The sequence below is a fragment of the Microvirga sp. RSM25 genome (assembly GCF_044784385.1).
Classification (GTDB): Bacteria; Pseudomonadota; Alphaproteobacteria; order Rhizobiales; family Beijerinckiaceae; genus Microvirga; species Microvirga tunisiensis.
In genome coordinates this window covers 4,177,631-4,202,632 of sequence record NZ_CP173039.1, presented here as the reverse complement: position 1 = coordinate 4,202,632, position 25,002 = coordinate 4,177,631, and the positions used below count along the sequence as shown (strand labels likewise).

General features: G+C 64.6%; 31 protein-coding genes and 1 pseudogene. 13 read left to right on the top strand and 19 right to left on the bottom strand.

From position 1 onward, the window contains the following. Positions 1–30: 30 nt before the first annotated feature. The 3 genes from ACD578_RS19935 to ACD578_RS19925 all read left to right on the top strand — a co-directional run bounded on the left by ACD578_RS19935 (position 31) and on the right by ACD578_RS19925 (position 1,681). Positions 31–357, top strand: coding sequence for a hypothetical protein (locus ACD578_RS19935; protein ID WP_152718384.1), 327 nt, complete (start codon positions 31–33; stop codon positions 355–357). Between the two features lie 3 nt (positions 358–360). After that, positions 361–636, top strand: a complete 276-nt coding sequence (locus ACD578_RS19930) for a hypothetical protein (protein ID WP_404287845.1) — start codon at positions 361–363, stop codon at positions 634–636. Between the two features lie 259 nt (positions 637–895). Continuing rightward, positions 896–1,681 carry an MOSC domain-containing protein gene (locus ACD578_RS19925; protein WP_404287843.1) on the top strand — a complete coding sequence of 262 codons (786 nt, stop codon included), beginning with the start codon at positions 896–898 and terminating at the stop codon, positions 1,679–1,681. Positions 1,682–1,771: 90 nt separating this feature from the next. On the opposite strand, the gene ACD578_RS19920 is transcribed toward ACD578_RS19925, so the two are convergent. The 9 genes from ACD578_RS19920 to ACD578_RS19880 form a co-directional block, all read right to left on the bottom strand. Further along, the gene (locus ACD578_RS19920; RefSeq protein ID WP_404287841.1) at positions 1,772–1,999 is read right to left on the bottom strand and encodes a hypothetical protein; all 228 of its coding nucleotides are present in this window, start codon (positions 1,997–1,999) and stop codon (positions 1,772–1,774) included. A 58-nt stretch (positions 2,000–2,057) separates the two neighbouring features. Then, a complete protein-coding gene (locus ACD578_RS19915; RefSeq protein WP_404287839.1) occupies positions 2,058–2,489 on the bottom strand; it encodes an SRPBCC domain-containing protein in 432 nt (143 codons plus the stop codon). Continuing rightward, the gene (locus ACD578_RS19910; protein WP_404287837.1) at positions 2,486–2,809 is read right to left on the bottom strand and encodes an ArsR/SmtB family transcription factor; all 324 of its coding nucleotides are present in this window, start codon (positions 2,807–2,809) and stop codon (positions 2,486–2,488) included. Before ACD578_RS19910 ends, ACD578_RS19915 begins: the two co-directional genes overlap by 4 nt. Positions 2,810–3,079: 270 nt before the next feature. Then, entirely contained in the window at positions 3,080–4,192 is a 1,113-nt protein-coding gene (locus ACD578_RS19905) for a DUF4167 domain-containing protein (RefSeq protein ID WP_404287835.1), read from the bottom strand. A gap of 382 nt (positions 4,193–4,574) precedes the next feature. Continuing rightward, positions 4,575–5,423 (bottom strand): peptide chain release factor N(5)-glutamine methyltransferase, encoded by an 849-nt coding sequence (gene prmC / locus ACD578_RS19900; protein ID WP_404287833.1) that lies wholly within the window; start codon positions 5,421–5,423, stop codon positions 4,575–4,577. Then, on the bottom strand, positions 5,407–5,847 hold the full coding sequence (gene fosX / locus ACD578_RS19895) for a FosX/FosE/FosI family fosfomycin resistance hydrolase (protein ID WP_404287831.1): 441 nt from the start codon (positions 5,845–5,847) through the stop codon (positions 5,407–5,409). Before fosX ends, prmC begins: the two co-directional genes overlap by 17 nt. After that, positions 5,844–6,932 carry a peptide chain release factor 1 gene (gene prfA, locus ACD578_RS19890; RefSeq protein WP_404287829.1) on the bottom strand — a complete coding sequence of 363 codons (1,089 nt, stop codon included), beginning with the start codon at positions 6,930–6,932 and terminating at the stop codon, positions 5,844–5,846. Before prfA ends, fosX begins: the two co-directional genes overlap by 4 nt. Further along, a complete protein-coding gene (gene ptsP, locus ACD578_RS19885; protein WP_404287827.1) occupies positions 6,932–9,199 on the bottom strand; it encodes a phosphoenolpyruvate--protein phosphotransferase in 2,268 nt (755 codons plus the stop codon). Before ptsP ends, prfA begins: the two co-directional genes overlap by 1 nt. A gap of 90 nt (positions 9,200–9,289) precedes the next feature. After that, positions 9,290–10,528, bottom strand: a complete 1,239-nt coding sequence (locus ACD578_RS19880; RefSeq protein WP_152714102.1) for an aspartate kinase — start codon at positions 10,526–10,528, stop codon at positions 9,290–9,292. Between the two features lie 143 nt (positions 10,529–10,671). On the opposite strand from ACD578_RS19880, the gene ubiG reads away from it, so the two are divergent. Further along, the gene (ubiG, locus tag ACD578_RS19875) at positions 10,672–11,415 is read left to right on the top strand and encodes a bifunctional 2-polyprenyl-6-hydroxyphenol methylase/3-demethylubiquinol 3-O-methyltransferase UbiG (protein WP_404287825.1); all 744 of its coding nucleotides are present in this window, start codon (positions 10,672–10,674) and stop codon (positions 11,413–11,415) included. Here the strand turns inward: ubiG and nhaA are convergent. Both nhaA and ACD578_RS19865 read right to left on the bottom strand, forming a co-directional pair. Then, the gene (gene nhaA, locus ACD578_RS19870) at positions 11,388–12,602 is read right to left on the bottom strand and encodes a Na+/H+ antiporter NhaA (protein ID WP_404287823.1); all 1,215 of its coding nucleotides are present in this window, start codon (positions 12,600–12,602) and stop codon (positions 11,388–11,390) included. The two genes, ubiG and nhaA, sit on opposite strands and share 28 nt — an antisense overlap. 97 nt (positions 12,603–12,699) lie before the next feature. Beyond that, positions 12,700–13,604, bottom strand: a pseudogene (locus tag ACD578_RS19865) (LysR family transcriptional regulator). Between the two features lie 98 nt (positions 13,605–13,702). Here ACD578_RS19865 and ACD578_RS19860 point away from each other — a divergent pair. Next, complete coding sequence (locus ACD578_RS19860; protein WP_404287821.1) at positions 13,703–14,893, top strand: MFS transporter; 1,191 nt, start codon at positions 13,703–13,705, stop codon at positions 14,891–14,893. A gap of 9 nt (positions 14,894–14,902) precedes the next feature. On the opposite strand, the gene ACD578_RS19855 is transcribed toward ACD578_RS19860, so the two are convergent. After that, positions 14,903–15,436: a metallophosphoesterase family protein gene (locus ACD578_RS19855; RefSeq protein ID WP_404287819.1), complete on the bottom strand. Its 534-nt coding sequence runs from the start codon at positions 15,434–15,436 to the stop codon at positions 14,903–14,905. Positions 15,437–15,718: 282 nt separating this feature from the next. Between ACD578_RS19855 and ACD578_RS19850 the strand changes: the two genes are divergently transcribed. Both ACD578_RS19850 and ACD578_RS19845 read left to right on the top strand, forming a co-directional pair. After that, positions 15,719–16,048 carry a hypothetical protein gene (locus ACD578_RS19850; RefSeq protein ID WP_152714108.1) on the top strand — a complete coding sequence of 110 codons (330 nt, stop codon included), beginning with the start codon at positions 15,719–15,721 and terminating at the stop codon, positions 16,046–16,048. A gap of 41 nt (positions 16,049–16,089) precedes the next feature. Continuing rightward, the gene (locus tag ACD578_RS19845) at positions 16,090–16,464 is read left to right on the top strand and encodes a hypothetical protein (RefSeq protein ID WP_404287816.1); all 375 of its coding nucleotides are present in this window, start codon (positions 16,090–16,092) and stop codon (positions 16,462–16,464) included. A gap of 90 nt (positions 16,465–16,554) precedes the next feature. On the opposite strand, the gene ACD578_RS19840 is transcribed toward ACD578_RS19845, so the two are convergent. After that, the gene (locus ACD578_RS19840) at positions 16,555–17,037 is read right to left on the bottom strand and encodes an SRPBCC family protein (RefSeq protein ID WP_404287814.1); all 483 of its coding nucleotides are present in this window, start codon (positions 17,035–17,037) and stop codon (positions 16,555–16,557) included. Positions 17,038–17,083: 46 nt separating this feature from the next. On the opposite strand from ACD578_RS19840, the gene ACD578_RS19835 reads away from it, so the two are divergent. Continuing rightward, positions 17,084–17,407 carry an ArsR/SmtB family transcription factor gene (locus ACD578_RS19835; protein WP_404287812.1) on the top strand — a complete coding sequence of 108 codons (324 nt, stop codon included), beginning with the start codon at positions 17,084–17,086 and terminating at the stop codon, positions 17,405–17,407. Between the two features lie 6 nt (positions 17,408–17,413). Here the strand turns inward: ACD578_RS19835 and ACD578_RS19830 are convergent, their stop codons facing one another. Genes ACD578_RS19830 through ACD578_RS19815 form a run of 4 tightly spaced genes read right to left on the bottom strand, consistent with a single transcriptional unit; the run spans position 17,414 to position 19,800 of the window. Further along, the gene (locus ACD578_RS19830) at positions 17,414–17,860 is read right to left on the bottom strand and encodes a DUF1178 family protein (protein WP_404287810.1); all 447 of its coding nucleotides are present in this window, start codon (positions 17,858–17,860) and stop codon (positions 17,414–17,416) included. 44 nt (positions 17,861–17,904) lie between these two features. After that, complete coding sequence (locus ACD578_RS19825; protein ID WP_404287808.1) at positions 17,905–18,768, bottom strand: carbon-nitrogen hydrolase family protein; 864 nt, start codon at positions 18,766–18,768, stop codon at positions 17,905–17,907. Positions 18,769–18,783: 15 nt separating this feature from the next. Then, a complete protein-coding gene (gene grxC, locus ACD578_RS19820) occupies positions 18,784–19,041 on the bottom strand; it encodes a glutaredoxin 3 (RefSeq protein ID WP_404287806.1) in 258 nt (85 codons plus the stop codon). 51 nt (positions 19,042–19,092) lie between these two features. Beyond that, complete coding sequence (locus ACD578_RS19815; protein ID WP_404287804.1) at positions 19,093–19,800, bottom strand: ComF family protein; 708 nt, start codon at positions 19,798–19,800, stop codon at positions 19,093–19,095. A gap of 173 nt (positions 19,801–19,973) precedes the next feature. Between ACD578_RS19815 and ACD578_RS19810 the strand changes: the two genes are divergently transcribed. The 4 genes from ACD578_RS19810 (at position 19,974) to ACD578_RS19795 (ending at position 23,073) form a co-directional block, all read left to right on the top strand. After that, on the top strand, positions 19,974–20,858 hold the full coding sequence (locus ACD578_RS19810; protein WP_404287802.1) for a class I SAM-dependent methyltransferase: 885 nt from the start codon (positions 19,974–19,976) through the stop codon (positions 20,856–20,858). Between the two features lie 75 nt (positions 20,859–20,933). Beyond that, positions 20,934–21,299, top strand: a complete 366-nt coding sequence (locus tag ACD578_RS19805) for a DUF427 domain-containing protein (RefSeq protein WP_404287800.1) — start codon at positions 20,934–20,936, stop codon at positions 21,297–21,299. Between the two features lie 182 nt (positions 21,300–21,481). Further along, positions 21,482–22,630: an iron-containing alcohol dehydrogenase gene (locus ACD578_RS19800; RefSeq protein ID WP_404287798.1), complete on the top strand. Its 1,149-nt coding sequence runs from the start codon at positions 21,482–21,484 to the stop codon at positions 22,628–22,630. Between the two features lie 8 nt (positions 22,631–22,638). Next, positions 22,639–23,073: an acyl-CoA thioesterase gene (locus ACD578_RS19795; protein WP_404287796.1), complete on the top strand. Its 435-nt coding sequence runs from the start codon at positions 22,639–22,641 to the stop codon at positions 23,071–23,073. Here ACD578_RS19795 and ACD578_RS19790 read toward each other — a convergent pair. Both ACD578_RS19790 and ACD578_RS19785 read right to left on the bottom strand, forming a co-directional pair. After that, on the bottom strand, positions 23,057–23,983 hold the full coding sequence (locus tag ACD578_RS19790) for a DMT family transporter (protein WP_404287794.1): 927 nt from the start codon (positions 23,981–23,983) through the stop codon (positions 23,057–23,059). The two genes, ACD578_RS19795 and ACD578_RS19790, sit on opposite strands and share 17 nt — an antisense overlap. 9 nt (positions 23,984–23,992) lie before the next feature. Beyond that, the gene (locus ACD578_RS19785) at positions 23,993–24,406 is read right to left on the bottom strand and encodes a (deoxy)nucleoside triphosphate pyrophosphohydrolase (protein ID WP_404287792.1); all 414 of its coding nucleotides are present in this window, start codon (positions 24,404–24,406) and stop codon (positions 23,993–23,995) included. Between the two features lie 221 nt (positions 24,407–24,627). Between ACD578_RS19785 and ACD578_RS19780 the strand changes: the two genes are divergently transcribed. After that, positions 24,628–25,002 (top strand): hypothetical protein, encoded by a 375-nt coding sequence (locus ACD578_RS19780; protein ID WP_404287790.1) that lies wholly within the window; start codon positions 24,628–24,630, stop codon positions 25,000–25,002.

Below are 25,002 nucleotides of genomic sequence, written 5' to 3'. Positions count from 1 at the left end.
TTGACCCTGCAGCAGTTCGAGGAGGCTCCCATGACGCGCGATCCGCGCTCAGACGCCGAGAAAGCCCGCGCCGACCTTGCCCGCAATGCGGAGCTCGGCTTGGCGGTACCGGAAAGTCCGCTCGAGGAGGGACCTTCGGTTACGCCGGAAACCTTCGGTGACAGCACTGAGAACGGGCGGGTGCCCCCCTTGCCCGGTCAGACGCTCGAGGAAGCCGAGGCGGATCGGGATGTCGGCGATTCCACCGGCACCATCGCCACCTCCCGGGACATCCCCGTCTCCCCGAAGACCGTTCAAACCCCTCCAACCCATCGCAGTGACGAGAGCGACGGCGTCCTCTCGCGCGCCAAGGAGTGATCAATGATGGCCCTGTCCGATCTTTTCGCCCGTTTAAGCCCAAGCCGGCGCCGCGCGGAACAAGCCGAGAAGGCGCGCGATGAGCTCAAGGCCAATGCCGAGAAGGCCCTGCGCATGAAGCAGGAGGCCGGCCCCTCCGCCCACATCCCGCCGCACCAGACGGCCCATGAGGGCATGAACCCCAAGACGACGAACGAGGATCACATCCCGGCTCGCGAAGGCTATTTCGAGCCCGAACTCAAGCGCACGAAGGTGGCCCGCTCGGGCGACGCTTCGTAAGAGTTGCGTTTGCGCTTGCGAGACAGCCCCGCCCATCGGCGGGGCTTTTTCTTTTGACCTCGTACTCGGCCCCGGTGTCACCCCCGGCGGTTCGAAGGACCGGGAAGGGGATCTATAGAGGGAAGGGGATCCATAGCGCAGCGCTTGACAGTGGATCCCCTTCCCCTGCGATGGCCTTGCCATCTCCGGCCGGGGATGACACCCCGTGGTTCACGTGTCGCGTCTTGCCCCCGCGGCAGCCGCCTTCTATCGATAGGCCATGAGCATCCGCATCGCCTCCCTCCAGCGCTATCCGGTCAAGGGCCTGTCGCCCGAACCTCTGACCCAGGCCGTTCTCACGAAGGGCGATTACTTTCCCGGCGACCGGCTGTTCGCCATCGAGAACGGCCCGGCCGGGTTCGATCCGGACAGCCCCCAGCATCAGCCCAAGATCAAGTTCCTGATGCTGATGCGCAACGAGAGCCTGGCGCGCCTCAAAACCCGCTATCTCGATTCCATCACGACCCTCTTCATCGAGCAGGGCGGGCGCGAGGTGGCGCGGGGCGATCTCTCCACGCGGGAAGGGCGGCTTGCCATCGAGGCCTTCTTCCGCCGCTTCATGCCCAAGGAGCTGCGTGGCGCGCCGAAGGTGCTGACCGCTCCCGACGGCTTCCGCTTCACCGATTCCCGGCGCGGCTTCGTCTCGCTCATCAACCTGGCGAGCGTGCGCGAACTGGAGGCCAGGATCGGGGCGCCGGTCGATCCGTTGCGCTTTCGCGGCAACGTTCATCTCGAAGGTCTCGCTCCTTTCGCCGAGTTCGACCTCGTCGGCCAGGTGCTGACCACGACCTCGGGGACACGTCTCAAGGTGACCAAGCGCATCGAGCGCTGCGCCGCCACCAACGTGGACCCGGATACCGGCATCCGCGATCTGGAGATCCCCAAAAGCCTCATGAAGGCCTATGGGCACTTCGATTGCGGCATCTATGCCGAGGTGCTTCAAGGGGGCACGCTCGAAGTCGGCGAGGATTTCGAGGCCGAGCAGGGCGCCCTGGCTCTCGAGTGAGCGTCGAGAAGGGTCGGCTTCGTATCGACCCACCTGCCGGCTTTCTTTCAACCTTTGCCGATGTCTTGGATGTCCTGGCGACTCCTCCGCTCATCCCTGTCCGACGGCACGTCGCCCGCTACGCCCCTTGGCGGCATAGGGCAAAACGAACATGTAGAGGCCGGTGAACAGGAGCAGGAAGAGCGGGAGCAACGGCGAATAGACCACCAGGGCGGGAGGTTCCCCCAGCCCCATGGCGACGAAGTTGGCGGCGACAGTCACCGTAAAGGCAATCGCCAGCCAGCGGTGACCCTGCCGAATCCACGTGTTCCAGTTCATTGTGACTTCCTCCTGAGATGAGCCGAAGCGGATCGAGCGACCCGTTCGGCGGTAAGCTTCAATCGATGCGCGCCAAAACCTGCTCCAGGTTCGCCAGGAACCCCTGCCAACCCGCCTTGGCGCCCCCGTGGGCCTGCTTCTGATCCGGCCGGAAGCCCACCTGCTCCATGCGCAGGAGGGTCCCCGTGCTCGTCGGGGTCAGAGTAAATGTCACCACGCTCTTCAGTTCGTAGGCCGCATCCTCGTGTGTGAAATTCCACGTGTAGGACAGCATGTTGTTCGGCTCGATGGCGAGGACCTCGCAATCCAACACGCCGCCCCAATCTCCGCGAAGGTTGAAACGGTGACCCACGGCAGGCTCGAAGTCGTTCTTCATGAGCCACTCGGCGATCAGATGCGGTTGGGTGAGCGCACGCCAGATCTTTTCCGGCGGATGAGGGATCTCCCGCTCGACAACGACGGAGCGCGTTTCGGTCCGCATTTCATTCATTGGTCCATCCTTTTCAGCAAATCTTCGAGGTCGTCGAACCGGCTTTGCCAGAAGCCGGCCATTTGGCTCGTCCAATCAACCAGCGGGGCCAAGGCTCCGGGCCGTGCGCTGTAGTGCGTCTGACGACCTTCGTGGCGGTCACGCACCAATCCGGCCTGCTTCAGGACGGCGAGATGCTTTGAGATGGCTGGTTGTGAGACCTCGGCCCGAGCCGTCAGGGCTGCCACCGTCTGGTCTCCGTCGCGGCACAGGCGCTCGAAGATGGCCCGTCGCGTTGGATCGGCGAGCGCTCTGAACAGGACATCGTGGGGTTGTGGCATGAAGATTCATAACTCGCTGGTTATTGATCAAACCAATAACCAGCGAGTTATGTGTGAGTCAAGCAGGAAGCTGGACCGGCACTCTGACTCTCGCCGCGGAAACAGCCGGCCATGCGGCGCGCACCGCCTCATCACCCAGCCCCGTGCCGGTGATATCGATCACAAGGGCGTCGCACCTCTCCAAGCGAAATCGCCAAGTGAGGCCCGGCCATGCGCCAATAAAAAAGGGAGAGCGAGGCTCTCCCTTTCTGATCGTTCTGTGATGAGGCCTTATTCAGCCGCCGGGGTCTCGGCCGGATCCGGCGTGAAGCCGGCGTTCTCGGCATTGGCCGCATCGATCATTTCCTGGCGGGTCCGACGACGGCGGCGCGGACGGGGGGCTTCCTCGTCATTGGCCGCTTCCTGCACGACCGGGGCTGCCTGGGGAGCCTCCTCGACGGCAACCGGAGCCGGCGAGCGGACCGGGTTCGTCAGGAACGCCGGCAGGGTGCCCTGCTCGGGCGCCTCGGCCTCGTCACGGCGGCGGTCGCGCTGGAAGCGCTCACGACGCTCGGGGCGGTCGGTACGCTCGGGGCGGTCGGTACGCTCGGGACGGTCTGTGCGCTCGGGACGGTCTGTGCGTTCCTGCCGGTCGCCGCGATCGGGGCGATCACCCCGGTCCTGACGATCGTTGCGGTCGAGGCGATCGCCACGATCGAAGCGGGCAGGGCGCTCATTGCGCTCGTTGCGCTCGCCACCCTCAAAGCGGGCCTCGTAGGGCTGCTCGTCGCGCTGGACGTCCTGACGCTGGGAATCCGGACGCTGCGAGTCCGGTCGCTGGAAGTCTTGGCGCGGGCCACGGTCGCGCTGGAAGCGCTCCCGACGGTCGCCGCGGTCATTCCGGTCTTGACGGTCGTTGCGCTCCTGCCGGTCACCACGGTCGGGGCGATCCTGGCGATCCCCGCGATCGTAGCGGGCGGGGCGTTCATTGCGGTCGGCCCGGTTCTCGTAAGGCTGCGGCTGGGAGCCGAAATCCTGCTCCTCGCCGTTGCCGAAATCCTGGCCGCCGCCGGCGCGCTCGAAGTTCGGACGCTCGCCCTGACCGAAGCCCTCCTCGTCGCCGCCTTCCTCGTCGAAGGGACGCTGCTGGTAGCCGTACTGCTCGCGCAGCTGCTCCTGGGCGGCCGCGATGATGCGGAAATAATGCTCGGCGTGCTGGAAGTAGTTCTCGGCCGCCACCGGGTCGCCGCTCGACTGCGCGTCGCGGGCGAGCTGGCTGTATTTCTCGGCGACATGCTGAGCCGTGCCGCGGATCTTCACGTCCGGGCCGTTCGACTCATAGCTCTTCGTCAAGGGATTGGGCCCCTTGTTATTGTTGCGGTTGTTGTTGTTACGACCGCGCATACGCCTGTTTTGTCCTGGTCTCATTGTTCGCTCTACGAGCCTCGCTGGTTCTTCATGCCCACGCGATATGCAAGCCAATATTCACCGAACGGGCTCAGCGCCCACCGTTCGCGTGGCAACCGTCTGACATTCGGCCATAGCCTAAGACAGGCCTGGCCATCCTTCAGTGTCGGGTTCAGATAATCGCGCCAGGCTGTTCCGTTTCAAAAGCCCCTGCCTGCGCGATTGATATCGTTTGGTCTTCCGGCATTCCCTCAAGGGCTGCCGATTTGTTTAGACCGAGGACGATCTCTAGATCCGAATCTAGCGGGTTCCGTCCGGTCCAACAAGGGCTATTTCAGACTTTATCCCGCCATGGGACAAGAAAGCCGCACCCCGTTCATCACGATCGCCTCATGGCGATGCAGCGGGGGTTGTCCGATAGATCGTAGGCGACCTGCAGGATTTCAAGGCCGTAAATCCTTGCCAAGCTTACTAAATCCTCGGCCTGATCATAGCCGATCTCGACCACGAGCAGGCCCTGAGGGGCAAGGAGCCGCCCGGCTTCGCTCAGAAGGATCCGATAGGGCTCGAGGCCGTCCGGGCCGCCGTCGAGGGCAAGCGTCGGATCGTGCTCCCGCACCTCCTCGTCGAGGGTCGGGATCACCCCGGAGGCGATATAGGGCGGGTTCGAGACGATAAGGTCGAAAGGGCCCGAAACCGCGTCGGCCCAGCGGGACAGGGCGAAATGGCAGCGGCTGCCGACCCGGTTGTCGGCGGCATTGGTACGGGCTGTCACAAGGGCCCCAAAGGACAAGTCGACCCCAAGGCCCGTCGCCCGGGGCAGCTCATGGAGGAGCGCGACCAGGATGCAGCCCGATCCGGTGCCGAAATCGACGATCCTGAGGGGCGCCTGCCGGTCCGGCAGGAGGTCGAGGGCGGTCTCGACGACGGTCTCCGTGTCGGGGCGGGGCACCAGGGTCTCGGGGGAAAGGCGGAAGGGCAAGCCCCAGAACTCTCGGACCCCGACGATCCGGGCGACGGGTTCATGGCCAAGACGCCGGTGGGTGAAGGCGGCGAGGGTCTCGGCCTCGTCCAGTGACAGGCTGGAATCGGGCCGGGTGATAAGATCCGTCGCTGAAATGCCAAGGGCGGCCAGCAGGAGGAGCCGTGCATCCAGCGCCGCGGTCTCGAACCCGGCCTCGCTGAGGGTCCGGCGCAGCTCCCTCAGCGCTTCAGCGCGTGTCTTCACGGCTTCGGCCCTGCCGATAGCGTTCGAGCCGCTCCTCCAGGGTGCCGGTATGCAGCTCGAACAGGTGGTTGTCGTCGTCGTAGAAGTAGAGCGAATGACCCTCGCCCTCGACCCGCGGGCGGGATTCGCGGATCTCCAGCCCCAGGGCCTCAATCCGCGTCCGGTATTCGTCGATGGCCGACGCCGGGATCTTGAAGGCGATGTGGTTGTAGGTGCGGGTGGGAAGGCTCTTGCCCTCCATCACGGCGATCCAGAGCCCGCCGACATCGAAGAACTTTTCTCGCGACAGGGAGAAGGTGGCCTCGCCGGAGGAGTAGATCTCCCGGCCGCCGAGCGCCCCTTCGACGATGGCGCTCATGCGGGCAAGATCTCGGGTGATGAGCGTGATGTGGCTTAAGCCCTCGACCCTCTGGCCTGCGATCATGCCGCCTGGTCCTGAGAGGCGAGCTGGGCCGCCTGATGCTCGGTGACCAGCGCGTCGATCAGCTCGTCCAGGGCATTGCCGGCGATCACCTCTTCCAGCTTGTAGAGGGTCAGGTTGATCCGGTGGTCGGTCACGCGCCCCTGCGGAAAGTTGTAGGTGCGGATGCGCTCGGAGCGGTCGCCGGAGCCCACCTGCGCCTTGCGGTCGGCCGCGCGGACGGCGTCCTTGGCGGTGCGTTCGGCATCGTAGAGGCGGGCGCGCAGCAGGGCCATGGCGCGGGCGCGGTTCTTGTGCTGGGAGCGCTCGTCCTGGACGAACACCACCATGCCGGTCGGGAGATGGGTGATGCGGATCGCCGACTCGGTCTTGTTCACGTGCTGACCGCCGGCACCCTGCGCCCGCATGGTGTCGATCTTCAGGTCGGCGTCGTTGATCACGATGTCCACGTCCTCGGCCTCCGGCAGCACGGCCACGGTGGCCGCGGAGGTGTGGATGCGGCCTTGCGTTTCCGTGTCCGGCACGCGCTGCACCCGGTGCACCCCGCTCTCGAACTTGAGCCGCGCGAACACGCCGCGTCCCTTGATCTCGGCCACGACTTCCTTGTAGCCGCCGGCCGTGCCCTCGCTCTCGGACACGATCTCGACCTTCCAGCCCTTCAGGTCGGCATAGCGGGTGTACATGCGCAGCAGGTCGCCGGCGAAGAGGGCCGCCTCGTCGCCGCCGGTGCCGGCGCGGATTTCGAGGATGGCGCTCTTCTCGTCCGCCTCGTCGCGGGGCAGGAGCCTGATGCGCAGGTCCTGCGCGGCCTTTTCCAGATCCTCCCTGGCCTGGGGCAGCTCGTCCTCGGCGAGCCCGCGCATCTCGGCATCGGTCGAGGCATCGTCGATCAGGGCCTGAAGGCCGTTCAGGTTGTCCTCCATCGCGCGATAGGCGCGGATGGCGTCCGCCACGCCGTCGAGCTCTGACAGTTCGCGGGACAGGGCGACGAAGGTTTCGGGATCAGGGCCTGCATTGAGCGTCGCCGTGATGATGTCATGGCGGGCAAGAATGGCGTTCAGGCGATCAGAGGGAGGCGCTATCGACATCAGACCGGAATACCATGGGTTTCCGCAAAATGGGCAAGCTTCGGGCGCAGCGTTTCGCCGCCCCCGGCATTCTTCAGTTCCTCGCGGATCAGGACACTGAGCTCCGCGACGTTCATTTCCAGCAGCATGGCCTTGACCGGACCGATGGAGGACGGGGACATGGAAAGCGAGCGGAAGCCGAGGCCAATCAGGGCCATGGCCTCGAGGGGGCGCCCGCCGATCTCGCCGCAGACGGTCGCCAGGCAGCCGGACGCCTGGGCCTGCTCCACGACCATGTTCAAGGCGCGGAGCATGGGTGCGCTCAAGGGATCGAAGCGATCGGCCACGCGCCGGTTCTCGCGGTCGCTGGCAAACAGGAACTGCATCAGATCGTTCGTTCCCAGCGAGATGAAATCGGCGCTCTCGCAGATTTCCTTGAGCTGAAACAGGAGCGATGGAACTTCCAGCATGACGCCGAGCTTCAGGTCGCTCGGGAGAGGGTGCCCATGATTGGCGAGATGGGCCTTCTCCCGCTCCACGATCTGTTTGGCGCGCTCGAACTCGTCGCAGGTCGCCACCATCGGGAACATGATCTTCAAAGGCCGTCCGCCGGCGGCCTTGAGAAGGGCGCGGACCTGGGCGCGCAGCAGGCCCGGCCGGTCGAGGCCGATGCGGATGGCGCGCCAGCCCAAGGCCGGGTTCTCCTCCTCGACCGACTGCATGTAAGGCAGGATCTTGTCGCCGCCGATATCGAGGGTGCGGAAGGTGACGGGCCTGTCGCCGGCTTCCGCAAAGACGGTGCTGTAGAGCGCCTGCTGCTCGGAGGCCGATGGCATCCGCTCGGCGATCATGAATTGAAGCTCGGTGCGGAACAGACCGACGCCCGCAGCCCCGGTCTCGGCCAGATGCGGCAGGTCGACCACGAGACCGGCATTGATCTGCAGGGTGACCTCGATGCCGTCCTTGGTGATGGAGGGCACGTCGCGCAGCTTGAGATACTGCTCCTGCCGACGGGCACGAAGGCGCGCCTTCTCGGCATAGGCCGCCTCCACGTCGGGATTGGGTCGGATCTGCACCTCGCCGGCGGCACCGTCGACGATGATCGCATCCCCCTGCTCCGTCAGTGAGGTTGCGTTCGACACCTCACCCACGGCCGGAATGCCGAGGGCGCGGGCGACGATGGCGATGTGGCTCGTCGGTCCACCCTCTTCGAGCACGAGGCCGCGCAGGTTCGAGCGGTCGTAGTCGAGGAGCGCCGCCGGTCCCATGGAGCGGGCCACCAGGATGGCGTTCTCTGGCAATTGTCCCCGCTCGGCCACAAGATTGCGCCCAACGAGGCGGTGCAGCAGGCGGTTGGCGAGGTCGTCGAGATCGTGCAGGCGCTCGCGCAGATAAGGATCGGTCTGACGCAGCATGCGGGCGCGGTTGTCGGACTGGACCCGCTCCACGGCAGCTTCGGCCGTCAGACCCGACGTCACGGCCTCGCGCATGCGCCGGAGCCAGCCCTGGTCGTGGGCGAACATGCGGAAGGTCTCCAGAACCTCCCGGTGCTCCCCATGATGGGCGACGTCGCCGCGCTCGATCAGCTCGTCGATGGACAGCCGCACCTCGGCGATGGCCGAATCCAGGCGCCGGAGTTCGGCGTCGATATTCTCGGCGATGAGGTTCTTGACGACCACGCGCGGCTCATGGAGCACCACATGGCCCAGGCCCACGCCATCGGCGAGGGCGACGCCCTTCTGATAGACGGCGCGGCGGAGCGCGATGCCCGTATCCACGGGCGCCAGGGCCTGCAGCTCGCCGGTCGCGAGCATTTCGGCCACCACCATGGCGGTGGTCTGAAGCGCCTCGACTTCTTCCTCGGCATAGACGCGATAGGTGCGGTTCTGGACGACGAGAACGCCGAGCGTGTTGCCGGCGCGCAGGAGCGGCACGCCGAGGAAGGCGTGGTAGATCTCTTCCCCCGTCTCCGGCTTGTAGGAGAAGGCCGGGTGGCTTTGCGCGTCGGAGAGCGCCAGAGGCTCGGCGGTCGACGCGATGAGGCCGACGAGGCCTTCGCCCGAGCGCATGATGGTGAGGTGGACGGCTTCCCGGTTCAGACCCTCGGTGGCGAACAGCTCGAGCACGCCATCGCCGCGCATCACATAGACGGAGCACACCTCCGCGACCATGTTGGCGGCAATCTGGGTGACGATCTTGTCGAGACGGTCCTGCGCCCCGACCGGCTCCGCCATGATCTCGCGGAGGCGGCGCAGCAGAAGGCGCGGACCGCCGGGAGCGCTTGGCATGAGCTTATCAGTTCCCGTCCTTCAAGAGCCGGCAAGGCGAACCGGCGGCTACCTAATACGAGTGTCGCAGCCCGACTGTTCCCTCGTCAATCAGGCTTGATCAAGGCCGTATAGCGAGTGGAGCGTGCGCACCGCAAGCTCGGTATAGGCCGACTCGATCAGTACTGAGAATTTAATCTCAGAGGTCGTGATTGCCCGGATGTTGATGCCCTTGTCGGCCAAGGCCTTGAAGGCGCGAGCCGCAACGCCCGCATGACTGCGCATGCCGACGCCGATGGCCGAGACCTTCACCACATCGGTCGCTCCCTGGAGCTCCTTGAAGGCGATCTCGTCCCGGTGGGTGTTGAGGATCGCGACCGCCCGCTCGTAATCGGCGGTCGGCACCGTGAAAGTCAGGTCCGTGGTGGCGGCGTTGTCGGACACGACCTGGATGATCATGTCCACGTTGATGTTGGCGTCCGCCAGGGGCACGAAGATCGAAGCGGCGATGCCCGGCTTGTCCGCAATGTCCCGCAGCGTGATCTGGGCTTCGTCGCGCGAATAGGCGATGCCCGTGACAATCTGCTGTTCCATGATGTCTTCCTCGTCGCAGATGAGGGTGCCGAGCTTGGGGTCGGCGGGATCGTCGAAGCTGGAGCGAACATAGGTCGGCACGCGATGCATCATGGCGAGCTCGACCGAGCGCACCTGAAGCACCTTGGCCCCCAGCGAGGCCATTTCCAGCATTTCCTCGTAGGAAACCTTGTCCAGGCGCCGGGCCTTGGGCACGATGCGCGGATCGGTGGTGTAGACGCCGTCCACGTCCGTATAGATGTCGCAGCGCTCGGCCTGGATGGCGGCGGCGAGCGCCACGGCGCTGGTATCCGAGCCGCCGCGGCCCAAGGTCGTGACGCGGCCCGTGGGCTGGTGAACGCCCTGGAAGCCAGAGACGACGGCGACTTCCCTGTTGTCCGTGAAGCTCTTGAGAATCCCGGTGCCGTCGATGGCGGCGATTCGCGCCGAGCCATGGGCTTCCGAGGTCATGATCGGGATCTGCCAGCCCTGCCAGGAGCGGGCCTTGAGGCCCATTTCCTGAAGGGCGATGGCGAGAAGGCCGGACGTCACCTGTTCGCCTGAGGCGACGACCACGTCGTATTCCTTCGAATCGTAGAGGCCCGAGGCGTCCTTCACCCAGCCGACGAGCTCGTTGGTCTTGCCCGCCATGGCGGAGACGACGACGGCGACGTCGTAACCGGCCTCGACCTCACGTTTGACGTGCCGCGCCACGTTGCGGATGCGCTCTACGGTGGCGACGGATGTTCCGCCGAACTTCATGACAAGACGGGGCATGGGCGAGGAAGGCCGTGATGAGAAAATGAGAAATTTTGCCCCTTCGCGCCGCGAAAAGGCGCGTATACATGACGGGAGGGGTGCGCCCTGTCAACGCGCTGTTTTGTTGCCTTTTTCCATCGGCACGAAAAAAGGAGTCCGCCATGTCCGCAGGCGCATCCACGACCATCGATCCGGCCGAAGTCGCGCGGTTCGAGACGATCGCCGAAGCCTGGTGGGACCCGAAGGGACCCATGAAGGTCCTGCACAAGTTCAACCCGGTGCGGCTGGCCTATATCCGGGACGAGGCCTGCCGACGCTTCGGGCGCGATCCGCGCTCGGCCCGCTCGCTGGAGGGGATCACGATCCTCGACGTGGGCTGCGGCGGCGGCGTGCTGTCGGAGCCGCTCGCGCGGCTGGGCGCCAAGGTCACCGGGCTCGATCCGGCCCCCACCAATATCTCGGTCGCCCGGCTCCATGCCGAGCGGGCAGGGATCGCGATCGATTATCGCAACGAGACGGTGGAGGCCGTGGTCGCCAGGGGTGAGACCTTCGACATGGTGCTCGCCATGGAGGTGATCGAGCACGTGGCGGACCGGCAGGCCTTCGTGAACGCCTGCGCTCAAGGAGTAAAGCCGGGCGGGTGCCTCGCCATGGCGACGATCAACCGGACCCTGCGCTCCTTCGCTTCCGCCATCGTGGGCGCCGAATACATCCTCCGCTGGCTGCCCAAGGGCACCCATGAATGGGACAAGTTCGTCACCCCCGACGAGCTGACCGATGCCATTCGACATGCGGGCTTCGGCGTCCATGATCTCGAGGGCGTGTCTTACAACCCGCTGCGGGATACCTGGTCGCTCTCATCCGACACGGGCGTCAACTACATGCTCCTCGCCGCACGGGCGTGAGGCTGCTCCCGCGGCGCGAGGCTGAGCACGAGATAGCCGGCGAGCGCCGAGAGGGCCGAGCCCATGAGCACGCCGATCTTGGTCGCGTTCATCAGGTCCTCCTGGCCCGGGAAGGCGAGGGCGCCGATGAACAGGCTCATGGTGAAGCCGATGCCGCAGAGCAGCGCGACGCCGTAACATTGGGCACGGCTTGCACCCGCGGGCATGTCGGCGAAGTTCAGTCTGATCGCCAGTTCCGAGAAGACGAAGACGCCGAGCTGCTTGCCGACGAAAAGCCCCAGGGCGATGCCCAGCGGCAGCGGGCTCGAGAGGGAGTCGAACGACAGCCCTGAGAGCGGCACGCCCGCATTGGCGAAACCGAAGATCGGAATGATCGCATAGGCGACCCAGGGCTGGAGGGCATGTTCCAGCCGATGCAGGGACGAGTCCTCGGCCCTGGTCTTCTTCGGACGGGCCTGGAGCGGGATCGTGAGGGCAAGCGCCACGCCGGCGAGCGTCGCGTGGATACCCGACTTCAGCACGAAGAACCACAGCACCGCGCCGACCACGAGATAGGGCAGGAGCGCCGTCACATGGAAGCGGTTGAAGGCGATGAGCACGACAAGGCACAGGGCGGCTGCGCCGAGCATCGGGAGCGAGAGGTCGCCCGTGTAGAAGAACGCGATGATGATGATCGCGCCGAGATCGTCGAGAATCGCGAGTGCGGTCAGGAAGATCTTGAGAGAGGTCGGCACCCGCGGTCCGAGGACGGCCAGCACACCGAGGGCGAAGGCGATGTCGGTTGCGGTCGGAATCGCCCATCCGGAATGAAGCCGCGGCTCGTTCCAGGTAATGGCGAGATAGATCAGGGCCGGCACGACCATGCCGCCGACGGCGGCGATGCCGGGCAGGATCCGGCGAGGCCAGGTGGAGAGCTGCCCGTCCAGCATCTCGCGCTTGATCTCGAGGCCGACCAGCAGGAAGAACACCGCCATGAGCGCGTCGTTGATCCAGTGCAGGACGCTCAGGCCCAGAACATAGGTTTTCAGGACGGCGAAATAGGTGTCGGCCACGGGGGAGTTGGCGATGACAAGGGCGACCACCGTCACGCCCATGAGGATCATGCCGCCTGAGGCCTCGCTGTCGAAGAAGCGGCGCATCAAGGAGACGCGGCGTTGAGATTTCGGGCTGTGTCCCGGCCGATCCATGGATAGCTCCTTGCGGGGTGAACCTTACGGTGACTGGCCTGAGGCTTAAAGTGTCGAGAATAACCCTGTCCAATGACGAAACCAGGAGGAACTCTGCTCAATCGAGCCGAACCGTCTCGACGAGATAATCCAGGAAGGCACGAACCCGCGCGGGCAGGTGGCCGCCGCCGACATAGACCGCGTGAATGCTCTCCGTGTCGCCGGGATTGTAGGCTTCCAGCAGGGGTACGAGCCGTCCGGCCTCCACGTCGGGCCCGACGTGAAACCGGGACAGGCGGCTGATGCCGAGGCCGGTGAGCACGAGAAGCCTCATCGATTCGCCGTCGCTGATCTGCGCGTTGCCGGTCGGCACGACGGCGCTGACGTTGCCCCCTGATCCCTGAAGGGCCAGCCGTTGCTCTGGCGGGCGAAGCTGAAGCCGAGCAGGTTGTGGCGGGCGAGGTCTTCCGGGTTTTGCGGCGTGCCGTGCCTGTCCAGATAGGAGGGCGCGGCCAGCAGCATCATCCGGCTCTCGCCGAGCTTGCGTGCCACGAGCTGCGAGGACTTCAACGGACCGACGCGGATGGCGACGTCGGCGCGGTCCTCGAGCAGATCGACGATTGTGTCCGTCAGCGTGACTTCGACAGTCACCTCCGGGTGGCGGGAGAGAAAATCCGGCAGGAGGGGGATGAGATGATGGGTGCCGAAGGGAACGTTCGTGTTCACCCGGAGGCGCCCGCGTGGCGCGGCACCGACTGCGGCGCTGCGTTCGGCCTCGTCGAGATCGGCCAGAACGCTGACGGCGCGGTCGTAGAAGGCCGAGCCCTCCGGCGTCAGCTGGAGCTTGCGGGTCGAGCGGTTGACGAGGCGGGCGCCAAGACGAGCTTCCAGCCTTGCAATCAGCTTGCTCACGGCCGAGGGCGTCATGCGCAAGGCGCGCGCGGCTGCGGAGAACCCGCCGAGATCGACGGCCCGGACGAAGACCTCCATCTCGCCGGACCGGTTGATGTCCATCCTGGCCATTGTGAGTTCAATTCATAAATGATGTGCCTGCCGGCAGGCTAGTTCATAAGCGGGGTTGCGTCCATCTTGCGGCGACACTTCGCTCAAGGACGTCTCCCATGCCTCTTGCTCTTTACGCGCTGACGGCCGGTGCCTTCGGCATCGGCGTCACCGAATTCGTCATCATGGGCCTGCTGCTTCAGGTGAGCGCCGATCTCGGCGTCTCGATCTCGGCGGCGGGCCTGCTCATTTCCGGCTACGCGCTCGGCGTCGTGGTCGGTGCGCCGCTGCTCACCACGCTGACGGGCCGCTGGTCGCGCAAGACCGTGCTTCTCGCCCTCATGGTCGTCTTCACTCTCGGCAATCTCGCCTGCGCGGTCGCGCCGGATTACGCGACGCTGATGGCAGCCCGCGTGCTGACGGCTTTCGCGCACGGCACCTTCTTCGGCGTCGGCTCCGTGGTGGCGACGAGCCTCGTGCCCGCCGACAAGAAGGCCTCGGCCATCGCCATCATGTTCACCGGCCTGACAGTCGCCAACATCCTTGGCGTTCCCTTCGGCACCTGGCTCGGCCAGGCCTATGGCTGGCGCGCGACGTTCTGGGCCGTGACCTTCGTCGGCATTGCGGCGCTGGCCGTGATCGCGCTCTTCGTCCCGAAGGATCGTCAGGAAACCGCTGAGGGCGGCAGTCTCTCCGACGAACTGAAGGTGCTGTCGCGTCGCCCCGTGCTGCTCGGCCTTCTCACCACGGTACTCGGCTATGCCGGCGTCTTCGCAGTCTTCACCTATATCGCGCCGATCCTGACGCAGATTACCGGCTTCTCGGAGGACGCCGTCTCGCCGATCCTGCTCGTCTTCGGCGGCGGATTGGTGTTGGGCAATCTTCTGGGCGGCAAGCTCGCCGACCGTCGGCTGATGGCCACCCTGCTGGGATCCCTCGGCCTGCTGGCCGTAGTCCTCGCTGCGATGACCTTGGGCATTCACAACAAGATTACCGCCATCGCGTTCGTCGGCCTGCTCGGCGCCGCCGCCTTCGCGACCGTGCCGCCGCTGCAGATGTGGGTTCTGGAAAAGGCCGAAGGTGCCGGCCAGAGCCTGGCGTCCAGCCTCAACATCGCGGCGTTCAATCTCGGCAATGCCCTCGGGGCCTGGCTCGGCGGCTTCGTGATCGACCATGGCCCTGGTCTGGGATCCGTCACCTGGGTCGCAGCCCTGCTGCCGGCCTCCGGCCTTCTCCTGGCGCTGTGGAGTCGCAGGCTCGATCGTGCCGAGGCATCGATGAAATGGAAACCTGTGAAAGCCGGTATATGACAGCTTCTGTCAGTCGGATACCATGTCAGCACTGGCCTTCCGGCGACGTGTCCGGGAGGCCAGGATCGTTTCAAGGTCGACAGGGCGATAGTCGAAGGCATCCACGCCCACGTCGAATTGGCGCGTCTGCGGCTTCAGCTTGGCGTGAGAGTGGCCGTGCAGGTCGATCCAGCCACGACCCATGTTCTTCCAGGTCCGGAAGGCATAATGGCACATGACGAGCGCATGGCCGTCGAGCATAAGTTCAGCATAGGCCTGAACGCTCGCCCAGCCCTTCGCCGCAAGTGTTGCCGGGCCATCGTTGTTGCCGGTGATCAGATGCTTGCGGCCATTGAGCAGGCCGAGCAATTCGTCGACACGCTCCGGCCGCACATGCAGGGCGAAATCGCCCAGATGCCAGACCTCGTCCTCGGGGGAGACGACGGCATTCCAATTGGCCATGAGGGCGGCATCGTGTTCGGGAATCGTCTTGAACGGGCGCTTGTCGATCCGCAGCACCCGGGGATCGCCGAAATGGGTGTCGCTGGTGAAGAATACCGTCAAAGAATGACTGCTCCGATAGCTGGTTCAGCGCAAGCATAAGTCATGAGAGGCAAGGCCGTTCCGCTTAGGTTCGGGTTTCGAGAGCGAAGGAGAGCCGCCGGAATTCCTTTAAGATATTTGTCGCAAATGGGGCGGCGGTAGTACTTCCGTAACGGAAACATTGATATCCATGCCCCGCGTCAGGCCCACCGAGACAATAAAAGTCCCCAACAGCTAGGCTCGCTGCAGTCACGATGCAAAGCATCGACTCGTTCTGAATCCATCAACAGCCTGGGGCTATCTATGAAGATTGTCGCGACTCTCATCGCGGCCGGCTTTCTTGCCGCGTCCGCTTTCACTGCCGCTTCCGCCGCCAACCGGAAGGTCGATATCGTCAACGACACCGGACTGACGATGTCTGAGTTCTACGCCTCCAATACCGGCGCGGACGACTGGGAAGAGGACATTCTCGGCTCCGATACGCTGGAGGTAGGCGATACCTTCGAGATCGACATTGACGACGGCACCGGCGCCTGCAAATTCGATTTCAAGGCCGTCTTCACCAATGGCACCTCTCTCGTGCAACGCGCCATCAACGTCTGCTCGATTTCGACCTTCACCTACCATCGCTGACACTGCTGTTCTTTAAAGGCCCGCTTGCGGGAGGAGATATCATGAAGTCGAAACTTTTGGGATTGGCCATGCTCGGATTGGCCATCGGCGCAAGCGTTCCCGCGATGGCGGGCGGCCCGGGCGTCTATACGGTCAAAGGTCACAATGGTGAGCCGGACAGCGATTACACGGGCACGTTGACGATCGTCCAGACGAGCAAGGATACGTTCAAGCTCACCTGGAATATCGCCGGCGACAGGTACGACGGTTTTGCCATCGGAGACGAGCGCGTTCTGGCTGCGAGTTTCAGCAGCAAGGGCGCGAGCGGTACGGCCCTTCTCGTCGAGGACGATGAGACGAAGGGTGGCTACAAGAGCATCTGGGCTTTCAAAGGCGAGACGCAGCTCGGTGTCGAGTTGATCACGCCAAAGAAATAGCCCACGCCTCTTTCCCGGTTTGAAAGACGAAGCAAGCCTTCATCCCTGTCGTCTCTGGTGACAGGGATGAGCACACGCCCTGCAGGCATCCTACCTGAACATGCCTTCCCGCAGGTTGATGCCATATTCCTTGTATGCCTTCAGCGCGCAGAGCATTTGCATCCAGCCCTGGCAATTGCCATAGGATGATTTCAGACCGGCCTCCGTCTCGCGCCAGCCCTCCTCCGAGATCGAGACCAGCGTCCGCTGCCCGTCGTCGAGCGGCTCGAAGGTGATCGTCACCGTCGTTTTGTAGCGGCCCGAGGCGTTTGCTTCATTCGCATTGCTTGGAGGCTCATCGCCGGCCTCCCATTGCAGGACGATGCGCCTCTCCGGCACCACCTCGATGACCCAGACCGGGAACGCTCCCGGAAAGTCGTGGAAATCCCAGGTGACGGTGGACCCGGCTTCCAAACGACCCTTGGCGCCGCCCGTCGTGAAATAGCGCGACAGCTCGGAGGGATCGGCGATGGCCTCGAACACTTCGGCCACCGGTTTCGCAATCCTGGCAGACACTTTGAACGTCAGATCCATAATGGACCTCCTGGCGTGCCGTGCCATCATATTATAAAAATATAACATGTCGACCAGCGACGAAAGCGATCGAGTCTTCAAGGCCTTATCGGCTGCGACCCGCCGCGATATTCTCGATGCATTGAAAGATAAGCCGCAAACCACGGGCGAACTGTGCGACCGGTTCCCGGCGCTCGACCGCTGCACCGTGATGGAGCACCTGAAGATTCTGGAAGGTGCGGACCTCGTGATCGTCAAGCGCGAGGGGCGTGAGCGGTGGAACCATCTCAATCCGCTCCCGATCAAGCATATTTACGACCGCTGGATCGGCGCCTATGCCGGCCGGGCGGTGGAGATGCTCGACCGGCTGAAGACGGATCTGGAGGCTTAGGCTGGCCTAGTTCCTGTCGTCCGGCACGACGGGCAGCGGTAGAACGTCGATGCCTTCCTCCAGCAGTGCCTGCGCTTCGGCGAGATCCGCCTCGCCGTAGATCGAGCGCTCCTCGGTCTCGCCGTAATACATCTTGCGCGCTTCCTCGACGAAGCCTTTGCCGACATCCTCGGCGTTCTTCAACACGTGCTCGCGCAGGGCCCTCAACGCGGCGCGCAACTCCCGCTCCCGCTCGGAGAGAACCGCGACGGGCTGGACCTCCGGCGTCGGCGCTTTCGGGGCCTTATCCGTACGCGCGACGGAGGGAGCCATGATCTGCTTCTCGACCTTGGCCGAGTTGCAGTACGGACAGGTTACGAAGCCGCGCTTGCGCTGCGTCTCGAACGCCTCGCTTGAGGGAAACCAACTCTCGAACTCATGGGCCTGCTCGCAGGCCAGGGCATACTTGATCATATCTTGGTAAGACGTAGGAATTCAGGCTCGGAAAGGAAAGGGGATCAGGCTCTGGCCTCCTGATCCGTCTCGATGGTGGGAACGACCTCGACCTTGAAGGGACGGGCATTCTTGAGGGTCGGAATGCGGCCGCGCACCTCGGCGACGACGCCGGTGTCGATCTCGGCCAGGAACACGCCGGGCTCCGTGCCGCCTTCCGCCAGCACCCGGCCCCAGGGATCGATGATCACGGAGTGACCGAAGGTCTCGCGCCCGTCCTCATGCAGGCCGCCTTGGGCGGCGGAGATCATGAAGGAGCCGGTCTCGATGGCCCGTGCCCGGTGCAGCACGTGCCAATGCGCCTCGCCCGTCTGCTTGGTGAAGGCTGCCGGCGCCGAGAGGAACGAGGCGCCGTTCTCGGCGAGCGCCTTGTAGAGGGCGGCAAAACGCACATCGTAGCAGATGGTCATGCCGAGATAGCCCCAGGGCGTCTCGGCGGCCACGGCCCAGGATCCGCCCGTATAGGTGGCCGATTCGCGCCAGCTCTCGCCGTTCGGCAGGTCCACGTCGTAGAGGTGGATCTTGTCGTAGGAGGCGATGACCTCGCCATCCTGGCCAATGAGGAAGGCGCGGTTGGCGACCTTGTCGCCTTCCTTGACGGCGATGGAGCCGATCTGGACCACGATGCCCCGCTCCCGCGCCACCTCGCGCAGGGCCGCGAGCACCGGATCCTGCGCCTCCGGCCCGACCTTGTCGAACAGCTCCGCCCGGTCCCGGCACACGAGGGAGGTCATCTCCGGCGTCTGGGCGAAGTGCGCCCCCTGGCTCGCGGCCTCGCGCACAAGGGCTACCGCATCGTCACGGTTCTTGAGGACATCGCGCCCGGAGCGCATCTGGACGCAGGCGGCGGTGAAGCGGGTCGAGGTCATGAATTCTGGTCTCCGTCAGGCCTGCAATAAAGGCTCAAGCTGGCCCCTGTCATCAAGAGCATACAGGTCATCGCAGCCTCCGACATGTTTTTCGCCGATGAAAATCTGCGGAACGGTGGAGCGGCCGTTTGCCTTCTGGATCATTTCCGCGCGGGCTTCCGGCTTCTTTTCGATGTCGATCTCGGTGAAGGCGGCACCTTTCTCGTCGAGAAGCTTCTTGGCAGCCGAGCAATAGGGGCACCAGTTCTTCGTGTAGATCGTGACGGACGGCATGACAGAGGTTTCTCCTTTGATGGTCAGGATATAGGAAGCTTTGGGCTCCCATCACAACTCCTGAACAACTCTGGCAAAGGCCAGAATATCCACCGAGGCGGCGCCTCCGCGCAGGAGCGCCCGCGAAGCCGCATTGGCCGTGGAGCCGGTGGTCAGCACGTCGTCGACGAGGAGCACCCGCTTGCCCTTGAGCTTTGCCTTCGCCTCGGTGGGGACGCGGAAGGCACCCTGGAGGTTGTCTTGCCGCTGCGCCTTGGTGAGCCCGACCTGACGGCGGGTGCGCTTGACACGGGCGAGCAGGAAGGGATCGCAGGGCACGCAGCTTTCGCACGAGACCACCCTAGCCAGGGCCATCGCCTGATTGAAGCGCCGCCACCACAGCCGCCAACGATGCAGGGGCACCGGCACGATCACGTCGGCATCGGCCAGCAGTTCCGCGCCGGCCCGGACCATCATGCCGCCCATGGCACGGGCGAGCTCCAGACGATCGTTGTATTTGAGGCGGTGCACGAGCAGGCTCGCGGTCCCGTCATATTCCGCCACGGCCCGGGCGCGCCCGAAGACCGGTGGGTCTGCGATGGCGGCGGGCGAGAGGAGCGGCTGGCCGAGATCAACGGCAAAGGGCAATCCCAACCGTTCGCAGAAGGGCCGCTCAATGAAGCGGATGCTCGACCAGCAGGCGGCGCACAGGGCATGAGGCTCCCCGGTGGCGGCTTGGCAGGTGACGCAGGTCGGCGGGTAGAGAAGGCCGAGAGCCACGCGCCATGCCTCTCGTGCCCGAGCGGAGGCGGGCACTCAGCGGGATTGACTGGATTTCGAGAGGCTTGCGCATGGATCGAGCTTAGCCGATGAGCAGGCTCCTGACATCTCTCTCCCTGAAAGGACAAAAAATCCTTGGTTCTTGGCCCGGCACACGCCATATCGAGCGCCACATGAACACGCCCCTCGTCTTCGACCGCTCCCTCGTCCGCCGCAGGCTGGCCCGTGCGCTGAACCAGGGCTATGCCGATTTTCTCCTGGTTCGCGCGGTCGAAGATCTGGAGGAGCGGCTTTCCACGGTGCTGCGGACCTTTTCCCTGGCGCTCGATGTCGGCACGCCGACGCCAATAGCCGCCGAGATGTTGCGCCGGACCGGACGCGCCGAGACCGTGATCCGCCTGGCGTCCGTGCCGGAGGCGGGCAGCATTCTCGGAGACGAGGAGCGCCTGCCGTTTTCCGGTGCGCGCTTCGATCTCGCGGTCTCTCTTCTCTCCCTGCACGGCGTCAACGATCTGCCGGGGGCGCTCATCCAGATTCGCCACGCGCTCAAGGCCGACGGCCTGTTCATCGGGGCACTTCTGGGCGGCTCGACCCTGACCGAGCTGCGCCAGTCCCTGACGCAGGCGGAAGCCGAGATCGAGGGCGGCGTGAGCCCTCGCGTGGCGCCTTTTGCCGACCTTCGCGACATCGGCGGCCTGTTGCAGCGCGCGGGTTTCGCCCTGCCGGTTACCGATTCGGACGTCGTCCGGGTCCGCTATGCCAATGCCTTCGCGCTCATGCAGGACCTGCGCCGGATGGGACTGACCAACGCCCTGCATGACCGGCGCAAAACCCCGCTCCGGCGCGCGACCCTGATGCGGACGGCGGAGATTTATGCGGAGAGGTTCGGCGATGCGGATGGCCGCATTCCGGCGACCTTCGAGATCGTCTGGCTGTCCGGCTGGACGCCGCATGAAAGCCAGCAGAAGCCGCTGCGCCCCGGCTCCGCCAAGGTTAGGCTCGCCGATGCGCTCGGCGTGAAGGAGGGCGGGCCCGAGGACGAGCCGAAAGGCGGGTGAGCCTCGCGGCCTTTGGCTGCAACCAGGTTGCCCTATGTTCATTCTCCAGAGGACCCTCCTGGAAAGTGGAACGCCATGAAAGAGCCCGGCCCGGATCATCCGATCACCGTCACGAAGAACCCGCACCGTATCCGTGTCATGCTCGGCGGCTTCATCATCGCCGAAACGACCGAGGCCCTGACCCTGCAGGAGGCGACCCTCCCGCCCGTGCTGTATATCCCGCGCGAGGACGTGCACATGGATCTGCTGGACTCCACCGATCATCACACCCATTGCCCCTACAAGGGCGACGCGTCTTACTTCACCGTGAACGGCGGCGGGCTCGTGCGGGAGAACGCCGCCTGGACTTATGAGGAGCCCGCTCCCTCCGTCGTCGCCATCAAGGAGCACCTGGCCTTCTATCCGGAGAAGGTGGATGCCATTGAGGAGTTCCAGGACTAGCGCATCGTGAGAACCGAAGGGCGCGTCAGCGAAGACCAGCCTTGGTCTTCCGAGAACAAAAAGATGCGCCTTTTGAAGTGCTGCCGTAGCCCTTCTCCTAATGGCTGAAGCGGAGGCGGGTTGCTGGCCCGCCAAGGCCGAGGCAATCTCCGGCGCAAAGGACCCCTACCTTGGGAAATTCCATGTCGCCCTTCACCTTCAACACCGCCCCTTCGCTCATCTTCGGCTCCGGCAGTATCGCGCGCCTGGGCGAGATCGCGGCCCAGCGCCTTGGACCACGCGTGCTCCTGGTCACCGATGTGGGACTTGTAAAGGCCGGGCTGATCGCCCCGGCTCTCCATGTGCTGGAGGAGGCAGGCATCGCGGTCGACGTGTTCGATGCAGTCGTTGCCGATCCGCCCGAGGACGTGGTGCTGGCGGCTGTCGCCAAGGCGAGGGATTTCGAAGCGCGCGCCGTCATCGGCTTCGGTGGCGGCTCCTCCATCGATGTGGCGAAGCTCGTGGCGCTTCTCGCCGCGAGCAACGAGAGGCTCCCTGAGATCTACGGCGTCGGCATCGCCAAAGGGCCGCGGCTGCCTCTGCTGGCCATTCCCACAACCGCCGGCACGGGATCGGAGGTCACGCCGATCTCCATCGTCACCACCGGCGCCCATGAGAAGAAGGGCGTCGTCTCGCCGCTCATCATTCCCGATATCGCACTGCTCGATCCCGATCTCACCATGAACCTGCCGCCGCATGTGACGGCGGCAACCGGCATAGACGCGATGGTTCATGCGATCGAGGCCTATACCTCGACGAGCCCCAACAACAATCCAGTCTCGCAGGCGCTGGCGAAGGAAGCCCTGCGCCTGCTCGGCCGCAACATCGAGCGCGCCGTGCACCACGGCCACGATATCGAGGCCCGCTCGGCCATGCTGCTCGGCTCCATGCTCGCGGGCCAAGCCTTCGCCAATTCGCCGGTCGCCGCCGTTCACGCGCTGGCCTATCCCATCGGCGGCCATTTCGGCATTCCGCACGGGCTCTCCAATGCGCTAGTGCTGCCGCATGTGCTGCGCTTCAACGCCAGTGCCTGCGAGACAGCCTATGCGGAGCTTGCGCCTCATGCCTTTCCGGAGATCGAAGGCCGCGCCACGGCATCGGCCTTCGTCGAGGCGCTCTCCACCTTGTGCGCCAAGGTCGGGCTTCCCCCACGCCTGCGCGACGTGGGCATTCCGCAGGATGCGGTGCCGATGATGGCCGAGGACGCCATGAAGCAGACGCGCCTTCTCGTGAACAACCCGCGTCCGCTCACCCTGGAGGATGCGCGCGCAATCTATGAAGCGGCTTGGTGACAACTCTCATGTCAGACCGGCCCGCGCGTCCCGCCCGCTCCGCCTTCAGGCTCTTTCGCCCCATCGCGACTCGATGGATGGACAACGATGCCTATGGGCACGTGAACAACGTGCATTATTACTCCTACTTCGATAGCGCCGTGAACGGATTGCTTGTCGAGAAAGGTCTGCTCGTCATCGCTGACAGCCCTGTCATCGGTCTCGTGGTGGAATCGGGCTGTACCTATTTCGAGAGCGTCGCTTTTCCGGAGGTGCTCGAAGCCGGCATCGCTGTCGCGCATCTCGGGCGCTCCTCGGTGCGTTACCGGATCGGGATTTTCAAGGCCGGCGCCGATCAGGCCTCGGCCCACGGCCATTTCGTCCATGTCTATGTGGACCGAGCCACCCACCGTCCGGTTGAGATCCCGCCTGCGACGCGCGCGATGCTCAACGAACTGGCTTGAGTCTTCCGCCCAAGGACACGAGTGCCACACCTGTCAGCACTACGGCGCCCCCGGCGAGTTCGCGCAGGCCGACGCTCTCATCGAGAAACAGCACCGCCATGATGGTGGTCCAGACCGGCGCGAGATAGCCCACCATCGAGGCGCGGGTCGGGCCGATGCGGCGGATCAGGTGCATGAACAGCAGGATCGGCAGGGCCGTGGACAGGGCGCCGAGCGCGAGCAGCGGCCCGAGGCGTGACGGAACGGGAGCAAAGGCTTCAGGGCCGACCACGATGAGGGCGAGCAAAGTCGCGGCAAAGCCGGAGCAGATCTGCTGGCCGAGGGCCATCCTGGCCGGATCTGCCTGCTTGACGGTGCGGACAAAGACATTCGCCGTCGCATAGCTGAAGGCCGCCGCCGCCATGAGGAGCGCGCCCGTCGCATTGATGCCGCTGTCCGGCAGGGCAGCGGGACCGATTAAAATCCCCATGCCGAGGAAGCCGATGAGGACGCCCACGAAGCGCTGCGGCGTTAGCCGCTCATCGGCGAACAGCAGATGCGACAGCACGGTGACGATCAGCGGGGACGAGGCCTGGATCATGGCGGCAGGAGCCGTGGAGATCTGCGTCAGGGCATAGGCCAGGAGCACGTTCGGCAGCCAGCCGTTGAGGGTGCCGAGCACGGCCCAGATGCGCCATTCGTGCCGCTGCGGCAGGATGCTCTTGCCTTGAAGACTGAACCACAGCGAAAGAGTGGCGGCTCCGATCAGGCCACGCATGGCGGCGAGCACGAACGGGCTCAGGTTGCCGCTCAACTTCACGAGCAGGAGCGAGCTGCCCCACAGGAATGAGCAGACCAGCAGGTTGGAGATGACGAAGGCCGCACTTGGCGCAGGCGTCAACGCAATGGCTCCGGCATTCTGCGAGGACATGGACGTCCTTCAAGGCCCGAGAAGATCGACGAGGAATGGGATCAGCGGTTCGTCGGCGGGCGGCATGGGATAGCTGCGCAGCTCCTGCGCCTTGACCCATTTCAGGGCCTGGCCCTCGAGCGGTTGTACGAACCCGTCCCAACGGCGGCAGACATAGAGCGGCATGAGCAGATGGAAGGTCTCGTACGGGTAGCTCGCGAAGGTCAGCGGCGCGAGGCAGGGATCCTTCACCGCGATGCCGAGTTCCTCGCGCAGTTCGCGGATCAGCGTCTCCTCCGGCCGCTCGCCTGGCTCTACCTTGCCGCCGGGAAACTCCCACAGGCCGGCGAGCTGCTTTCCCTCCGGCCGCTGGGCCAGAAGGATGCGGTTGTCCGTGTCGATCAGGGCGACGGCAACGACGAGGGTGAGCTTGAGAGGGGGCACGTATGAGATCCGCTTGAGAGCGTGGCGTTGAATGAGTGTTCTTGGTCTCTTAGCGTGCTTACGAGCCAGAGCGAATCGAATTTCGCGTGCCCTCCGACGGCTTCATGTGTACCCGAGCACAAGCCGGTTTCCACTGGCACAATTGCCTTCTTGCTAAGCGGATCTTCCACGACAGATAGCTTGTGATATGAGATAACATATCTATCGCATTGGAGGATCCTATGAGAAAGCACGTCTTCCTGGCTATTCTCGGCTTTGCCTGCACGTCCTTTGGAGGCGATGCACAAGCTCAAGATTGTGTCGTCACGCCCATGATGTTCAACTCGCATGTCGCGAATGTGGAAGGCGAGATGACTGTCAAGGCCGGCAAGGGTTGCGGGTTCGGCCTCAATGGCATCCAGGGCGCGATCACCGAAGCAGTCATTGTCCAGAAGCCGAAGGCAGGAATGGCAGGCGTGCGTGGCATCATGCCCTTTTATGTGGCCAAACCCGGTTATCAGGGGCCGGACGAGTTCTCCTACGCAATCGTCGGAACGGACCAGTATGGTGGTCCGATGCGTGTCACTTCGAAGATGACAGTCACCGTCGTTCCGTGA

Coding starts and splice junctions, on each gene's coding strand:
- ACD578_RS19935 (WP_152718384.1), top strand. CDS start 31: ATGACGCGCGATCCGCGCTCAGACGCCGAGAAAGCCCGCGCCGACCTT.
- ACD578_RS19930 (WP_404287845.1), top strand. CDS start 361: ATGATGGCCCTGTCCGATCTTTTCGCCCGTTTAAGCCCAAGCCGGCGC.
- ACD578_RS19925 (WP_404287843.1), top strand. CDS start 896: ATGAGCATCCGCATCGCCTCCCTCCAGCGCTATCCGGTCAAGGGCCTG.
- ACD578_RS19920 (WP_404287841.1), bottom strand. CDS start 1,999: ATGAACTGGAACACGTGGATTCGGCAGGGTCACCGCTGGCTGGCGATT.
- ACD578_RS19915 (WP_404287839.1), bottom strand. CDS start 2,489: ATGAATGAAATGCGGACCGAAACGCGCTCCGTCGTTGTCGAGCGGGAG.
- ACD578_RS19910 (WP_404287837.1), bottom strand. CDS start 2,809: ATGCCACAACCCCACGATGTCCTGTTCAGAGCGCTCGCCGATCCAACG.
- ACD578_RS19905 (WP_404287835.1), bottom strand. CDS start 4,192: ATGCGCGGTCGTAACAACAACAACCGCAACAATAACAAGGGGCCCAAT.
- fosX (WP_404287831.1), bottom strand. CDS start 5,847: ATGATCGCAGGCCAGAGGGTCGAGGGCTTAAGCCACATCACGCTCATC.
- prfA (WP_404287829.1), bottom strand. CDS start 6,932: ATGTCGATAGCGCCTCCCTCTGATCGCCTGAACGCCATTCTTGCCCGC.
- ptsP (WP_404287827.1), bottom strand. CDS start 9,199: ATGCCAAGCGCTCCCGGCGGTCCGCGCCTTCTGCTGCGCCGCCTCCGC.
- ACD578_RS19880 (WP_152714102.1), bottom strand. CDS start 10,528: ATGCCCCGTCTTGTCATGAAGTTCGGCGGAACATCCGTCGCCACCGTA.
- ubiG (WP_404287825.1), top strand. CDS start 10,672: ATGTCCGCAGGCGCATCCACGACCATCGATCCGGCCGAAGTCGCGCGG.
- nhaA (WP_404287823.1), bottom strand. CDS start 12,602: ATGGATCGGCCGGGACACAGCCCGAAATCTCAACGCCGCGTCTCCTTG.
- ACD578_RS19860 (WP_404287821.1), top strand. CDS start 13,703: ATGCCTCTTGCTCTTTACGCGCTGACGGCCGGTGCCTTCGGCATCGGC.
- ACD578_RS19850 (WP_152714108.1), top strand. CDS start 15,719: ATGAAGATTGTCGCGACTCTCATCGCGGCCGGCTTTCTTGCCGCGTCC.
- ACD578_RS19845 (WP_404287816.1), top strand. CDS start 16,090: ATGAAGTCGAAACTTTTGGGATTGGCCATGCTCGGATTGGCCATCGGC.
- ACD578_RS19840 (WP_404287814.1), bottom strand. CDS start 17,037: ATGGATCTGACGTTCAAAGTGTCTGCCAGGATTGCGAAACCGGTGGCC.
- ACD578_RS19835 (WP_404287812.1), top strand. CDS start 17,084: ATGTCGACCAGCGACGAAAGCGATCGAGTCTTCAAGGCCTTATCGGCT.
- ACD578_RS19830 (WP_404287810.1), bottom strand. CDS start 17,860: ATGATCAAGTATGCCCTGGCCTGCGAGCAGGCCCATGAGTTCGAGAGT.
- ACD578_RS19825 (WP_404287808.1), bottom strand. CDS start 18,768: ATGACCTCGACCCGCTTCACCGCCGCCTGCGTCCAGATGCGCTCCGGG.
- grxC (WP_404287806.1), bottom strand. CDS start 19,041: ATGCCGTCCGTCACGATCTACACGAAGAACTGGTGCCCCTATTGCTCG.
- ACD578_RS19810 (WP_404287802.1), top strand. CDS start 19,974: ATGAACACGCCCCTCGTCTTCGACCGCTCCCTCGTCCGCCGCAGGCTG.
- ACD578_RS19805 (WP_404287800.1), top strand. CDS start 20,934: ATGAAAGAGCCCGGCCCGGATCATCCGATCACCGTCACGAAGAACCCG.
- ACD578_RS19800 (WP_404287798.1), top strand. CDS start 21,482: ATGTCGCCCTTCACCTTCAACACCGCCCCTTCGCTCATCTTCGGCTCC.
- ACD578_RS19795 (WP_404287796.1), top strand. CDS start 22,639: ATGTCAGACCGGCCCGCGCGTCCCGCCCGCTCCGCCTTCAGGCTCTTT.
- ACD578_RS19790 (WP_404287794.1), bottom strand. CDS start 23,983: ATGTCCTCGCAGAATGCCGGAGCCATTGCGTTGACGCCTGCGCCAAGT.
- ACD578_RS19780 (WP_404287790.1), top strand. CDS start 24,628: ATGAGAAAGCACGTCTTCCTGGCTATTCTCGGCTTTGCCTGCACGTCC.